Here is a 5,767-nt window from a genome sequence, read left to right as displayed (position 1 = left end):
GGATCGAGCAGCGGCCGCCGCTCGATGCGCTCGCGCTGATCGCCGCCCTGCGCGACAGGCTCTAAACCCTGACCCTTGAGCGCGTTTCGATCCGATAACCGCGCACCACTTATCGGAACGCGCTTTAGAAGCGCGAGCCGTCCTTTCGGACGAAGCCCTGCTGCGGGTCCAGATGCATGTCGATATCGGGATAGTGGCAGGGCGTTTCCGACGGACGGCCGACGGCGATCAGCACGCAGTCGGCGTCGCTGCGGTTCTGCAGGACGTGGCCGTCAGCTGCGCCGGCGGGGAAGGCCGCGCAGTCCCCTGGACCCATCGGGTGCTCGCCGGCCTCGTCCACCAGCACCGCCTGGCCCGACAGCACCACCACGAACTCATCCTCGCCCTCGTGCCAGTGGCGTTGGGAAGACCAGGCGCCGGGTTTCAGCGTCACGTGGCTGACCCCGAAGTCGCTCAGGCCGGCCGCCTTTCCGATGCGGCGGTAGAAGCGCCCCTGCACTGCGGCGGCATATGCCGGAGGGTAGCCGGTGGCGTTGGTCTGGGGGATGTCGTCGAGACGCAGCTTGGGCATGCGAATCTGATACGCCGAACCTGGCCCGTGCGCCATGGCCGTCGCTCTGAACGCCGGGGCCTGTCGCGGCGTTGGGTCTGGGACGAGGGCGGCGCAGACCCGCCGGTCGTGACGAGGGCGGCGATGCTGCGAGGTTTCATCCGGTGGTGGCGAGGGCCAGAGCCGCCCGCGCCCCGACGGGAGTCGGCCGGGCCGACCCGCCAGTCCGGCGCGGCCCCCTATCGCCTGACCCGCAAGGGCGTCCTTGTGCTGCTGGTCACCTCCCGCCGCACCGGGCGCTGGCTCTTTCCTAAGGGTGGCCTGATGGCCGGCCGCGAGCCGTGGGAGTCGGCCGCCCAGGAGGCCTTCGAGGAGGCCGGCGTGCAGGGCCTGGCCGATCGGGAGCCCCTGGGCGCCTATCAGTCGCGGCGGGTTCGCAACGGCCGGGCCGAGCAGATCGAGGTGGTGATCTATCCGTTGGAGGTCACCCGTCAGCTGGACCGCTGGCCCGAGCGGGGGCAGAGGCGGCGGCGGTGGATGAGCCTGGAGGAGGCCCGCCGACGCCTGTCCGATGCCGACCTGGTGCGGATGACCGAGGTTCTGGAACAACGGCTCCGGGACCGTCAGCCGGCCCGCCCCCCGCCGGCCCTTAGAACCGGCTCCAAAGGCTGAGGGCCGCATAGATCAGGCCCGAGAGGAGGCCGGCGGCCGGCACTGTGACCACCCAGGCCGCGGCGATCCCCCAGGCGTGCCGGCGGCGGACCAGACGCCGCTTCTCGCGCTTGGCGGCCTGGACCAGGTCATCTTCCATCGGGTCAGGGACGGGGGGCGCCGGAACCTGGGGCGCGCCGCCGTTCGGCCGGCGCCGCACGCCGCGGTTGGTCAGGCCTTCGCGGAGCAGCCCGACCCCGAAGATGCCGCCGATGGCGATGTGGGTGGAAGACACCGGCAGGCCCAGGGCCGAGGCCAGCAGCACGGTGATCGCCGCCGCCTGGGCCACGCAATAGGCGCGGATGGCGTCCATCTTGGTGATCTTCTCGCCCACCGTCCGGATCAGGCGGGGTCCGAACAGGGCCAGCCCCAGTGAAATGCCTAAGGCGCCGATGGCCAGCACCCAGAGGGGCAACTGCACCTCTCCGGCGCCGCCGCCGTTCTGGGCGGCGTCCACAATGGCCGCCAGGGGGCCCACCGCATTGGCCACGTCATTGGCTCCATGGGCGAAGGACAGCAGCGCGGCGGCCCCGATCAGCGGCAGGACGAAGAGGCGGCTGACCGCCTTGCGCCGATCCTCCATCACGGCCGCGCGGGCGTTGACCCAGGGCTTGGCCAGCACCCAGCCCAGGACGAACATCAGGGCGGCGAGACCCAGGGCGACGCTCGTGGGCGGCGACCAGACCCGGCTCAGCCCCTTGCTGAGCATGTAGAGGGTGAAGACGCCGCTCATCAGGCCGATCAGCCGGGGCACCCAGACCCTGGCCGCGGCGACCCGGTCCTGGCGGAACAGGACGGCGAACTTGATCAGCGCCAGCAGGGCGGCGGCTACGATCCCCCCCAGGACGGGCGAGATCACCCAGCTGGCGGCGATGGCCCCCAGGGTCGGCCAGGCCACCACGCTGAAACCCGCCGCGGCCACCCCGGCCCCCAGCACCGCGCCGACGATGGAATGGGTGGTGGAGACCGGCGCGCCGATCAGGGTGGCCAGATTGATCCAGACCGCGGCGGCGAACAGGGCCGCCGTCATCACCAGAATGAAATTGACGGTCCCCAGGTCGGCCGGCGGGGTGATGATGCCCTTGGACACGGTGGACACCACGTCTCCCCCGGCAAGGATCGCGCCGGCGGCCTCGCACACGGCCGCGATCACCAGGGCCCAGGCCATGGGCAGGGCCTTTCCGCCCACCGCCGGCCCCATATTGTTGGCGACGTCATTGGCGCCGATGTTCAGGGCCAGATAGCCGGCCACCACTGCGCCGATGATCACATAGACCGCCAGCGGACCGTCAGCGACCACCAGGGCGGCGAAGATGGTGACCGCCACCAGAAAGAGAACCGCCAGGCCGGGCAGGGCGATGGACCGCGAGAGTTCGCCCGTGGCGGCTTCCAGCCGGGCGACCTTGCCCAGGTCCTTGTCGAGGGTGGTCTTCGCCACGGGCGCTCCGGGGTCCATTCATCCGTGGACGGCGCATTAGCACGGATGGCGCACGGGTGCAGGCGTTCGCCGGGCTTTTCAGGTTCCTGTGTCGGGAACGACCCAGTCCGGCGCGGGCGTCACCGGGAACCGGACCGCCTTGATCTCGGTCAGGCCCTCCATCCAGGCGCGGGCCAGGCGGTGGCCGCCGTCCATCAACTTTCCCTCGGCGTTCAGGATCACCGGATAGGCGAGATCCGCATTGAAGATCCGCCGGGCATGCTCGGCCACGGCGCGGACGCTGGGCGTGTGGCGGCCCTGGAACCAGCAGTCCAGATCGAACTCGACGATGTCGGCGATGGGCACGTCTATCACCGGCAGGTCCGCGGCCAGCGCCCACAGGCGTTGCGTCCGCCAATAGCCGCGCCCCCCGGGCACGGTGCGGCCATGTTTTTCGTTGGGAGGACCAGCCATGGCGGCAGCGTTACCGGAACGCCGCCGCCTGGCAATAGGGTCAGAAGCGCAGGGTGCGCGCTTCCTTCACGTGGGGGAGGGCCTGGATCTTCTTCATCAGCTCCTCGGTGGGGGTCTGGTCCACGCCCACCAGGGCGATGGCGTCGTCCCCGGCCGAGACGCGGCCCAGGTTGAAGGTGGCGATGTTCACCCCGGCCTCGGCCAGCAGGACGCCCAGGGCGCCGATGAAGCCCGGCTTATCCTCGTTGTTCACATAGAGCATGGTCGGGCCGAAGGGCGCGTCCAGGTCCATGCCCTTGACCTCGATCACCCGCGGCGTGCCCGCCAGGACGGAGCCGGCGAAGGAGCGCTTGCCCTTCTCGGTGGTGACGGTGATGCGGATCAGGCTCTCATAGATGGGTGAGTCGTCCTGGTGGGATTCCGACAGGGTGATGCCGCGCTCCTTGGCCACGGCCGGCGCCGAAACCATGTTGACGGCGTCGCCCAGCATGGGACGCAGCACCCCGGCCAGGGCCGCGGCGGTGAGCGGCTTGGCGTTGAGCTTGGAGACCTCGCCCTCATAGGCGATGTCGATGGCCTTGACCCCGAAATCCACCATCTGGCCGGCGAAGACGCCGAGCTTGCCGGCCAGCGCGATGAACGGGGCCAGGCGCGGCGCCTCCTCGGCGGTGACCGAGGGCGAGTTCAGCGCATTGGTCACCGCGCCGGTGAGCAGATAGTCGCTCATCTGCTCGGCCACCTGCAGGGCGACATTCTCCTGGGCCTCGTTGGTCGAGGCGCCCAGGTGCGGGGTGGCGATGAAGTTCTCGGCGCCGAAGAGGACGTTTTCCTTGGCCGGCTCCTCGACGAAGACGTCGAAGGCGGCGCCGCCGATGTGGCCTTCGTCCAGCAGCTTGCGCAGGGCTGTCTCATCCACCAGGCCGCCGCGGGCGCAGTTGATGATCTTCACCCCCTTCTTGGTCTTGGCCAGATTCTCGGCCGACAGGATGTTGCGGGTCTTGTCGGTCAGCGGGGTGTGCAGGGTGATGAAGTCGGCCCGGGCCAGCAGCTCGTCCAGCTCCACCTTTTCGACGCCCAGCTCCACGGCGCGTTCGGGGCTGAGGAAGGGGTCATAGGCGACGACCTTCATCTTCAGGCCGAGCGCCCGGTCGGCGACGATGGAGCCGATATTGCCGGCGCCGATCAGGCCCAGCGTCTTGGCGTAGAGCTCCACGCCCATGAAGCGGTTCTTCTCCCACTTGCCGGCCTGGGTGGAGACGTCGGCGGCGGGCAGCTGGCGGGCGAGGGCGAACATCATGGCGATGGCGTGTTCGGCCGTGGTGATGGAATTGCCGAAGGGGGTGTTCATCACCACGATGCCGGCGGCGGTGGCGGCGGGGATGTCGACATTGTCGACCCCAATGCCGGCCCGGCCGATCACCTTCATGTTCTTGGCGGCGGCGATGACATCCTTGTCGGCCTTGGTGGCCGAACGGACGGCCAGGCCGTCATAGTCGCCGATGATCTTGAGCAGCTCGTCCTTGGACAGGCCGGTCTTCACATCGGCCTCGACGCCGCGTTGCTTGAAGATCTCGATGGCGGCGGGGGAAAGCTTGTCGGCGATGAGGACGCGGGGCATGGGGCGGAGTCTCTCTGGGATGCGCCGGCCGGTCGCGGCCGGGCGGTGATGTTCTCAAGCGAAAAGGGGAAGGCGAGCGCGGCGCGCCTTCCCGCTAATCGGACGCTCAGGCGGGCTGGAGGGTCTCGGAGAGGGTCTCGAAGGCCCAGTCCAGCCAGGGGGTCAGCGCCTCCAGGTCGGAGGTCTCCACCGTGGCGCCGCACCAGATGCGCAGGCCCGGAGGGGCGTCGCGATAGCCGCCGATGTCCAGGGCCACGCCTTCCTTCTCAAGCGCCGAGGCCAGCTTCTTGGCGAAGTCGGCCTGGGCCGCCTCGTCCAGGGTCGTGATCCGGGGATCGACCACCTTCAGGCAGACCGAGGTGTTGGAGCGGGCGGCCGGATCGGCGGCCAGGAACTCTACCCAGGGCGTCTTGGCGACCCAACGGGACAGGACGTCCAGATTGGCGTCGGCCCGGCGGCGCATCTCGGCCAGGCCGCCGATGCGCTCAGCCCACTTCAAGGCGTCGATGGCGTCTTCCACGCACAGCATGGAGGGCGTGTTGATGGTGGCGCCTTCGAAGATTTCGAGGTTGACCTTGCCGCCCTTGGTCATGCGGAAGAGCTTGGGCATCGGCCAGGCCGGGACATAGCTCTCCAGCCGGGCCACGGCCCGGGGCGACAGGATCAGGACGCCGTGCGCGGCTTCACCGCCCAGGGCCTTCTGCCAGGAGAAGGTCACGACATCGAGCTTGGACCAGGGGAGGGCCTGGGCGAAGGCCGCGCTGGTGGCGTCGCAGATGGTGACGCCCTCGCGGTCGTCGGCGATGAAGTCCCCATCGGGCACGCGCACGCCCGACGTGGTGCCGTTCCAGGTGAAGACCAGATCGGCGTCCTTGCGCACCTTGGTCAGGTCCGGCAGCTCGCCATAGGGGGCCGACAGCACCTCGGCCTCGATCTTCAGCTGCTTGGTCACGTCGGTGACCCAGTCCTTGCCGAAGCTCTCGAAGGCCAGCAGCTG

6 protein-coding genes are annotated in these 5,767 nt (G+C 69.5%); 1 reads left to right on the top strand and 5 read right to left on the bottom strand.

Going from position 1 to position 5,767, the window contains the following annotated elements; all coding sequences use genetic code 11:
- Positions 1-124 precede the first annotated feature (124 nt).
- On the bottom strand, positions 125-571 hold the full coding sequence (locus tag V7D28_RS13510; RefSeq protein ID WP_333587907.1) for a cupin domain-containing protein: 447 nt from the start codon (positions 569-571) through the stop codon (positions 125-127).
- 123 nt (positions 572-694) lie between these two features.
- Between V7D28_RS13510 and V7D28_RS13505 the strand changes: the two genes are divergently transcribed.
- Positions 695-1,222 (top strand): NUDIX hydrolase, encoded by a 528-nt coding sequence (locus V7D28_RS13505; protein WP_333587906.1) that lies wholly within the window; start codon positions 695-697, stop codon positions 1,220-1,222.
- Here V7D28_RS13505 and V7D28_RS13500 read toward each other — a convergent pair.
- The 4 genes from V7D28_RS13500 to V7D28_RS13485 all read right to left on the bottom strand — a co-directional run.
- Positions 1,200-2,699, bottom strand: a complete 1,500-nt coding sequence (locus V7D28_RS13500) for an inorganic phosphate transporter (RefSeq protein ID WP_333587905.1) — start codon at positions 2,697-2,699, stop codon at positions 1,200-1,202. The genes V7D28_RS13505 and V7D28_RS13500 overlap by 23 nt on opposite strands.
- A gap of 78 nt (positions 2,700-2,777) precedes the next feature.
- A complete protein-coding gene (locus V7D28_RS13495; protein ID WP_333587904.1) occupies positions 2,778-3,152 on the bottom strand; it encodes a hypothetical protein in 375 nt (124 codons plus the stop codon).
- A gap of 40 nt (positions 3,153-3,192) precedes the next feature.
- Positions 3,193-4,770 carry a phosphoglycerate dehydrogenase gene (gene serA, locus V7D28_RS13490; protein ID WP_333587903.1) on the bottom strand — a complete coding sequence of 526 codons (1,578 nt, stop codon included), beginning with the start codon at positions 4,768-4,770 and terminating at the stop codon, positions 3,193-3,195.
- Between the two features lie 106 nt (positions 4,771-4,876).
- On the bottom strand, positions 4,877-5,767 hold an 891-nt coding region (locus V7D28_RS13485; protein ID WP_333587902.1), incomplete at its 5' end, for a phosphoserine transaminase.

Source organism: Phenylobacterium sp. (genome assembly GCF_036723115.1).
Lineage (GTDB): Bacteria > Pseudomonadota > Alphaproteobacteria > Caulobacterales > Caulobacteraceae > Phenylobacterium.
This window is presented reverse-complemented; position numbering and strand designations above follow the sequence as displayed.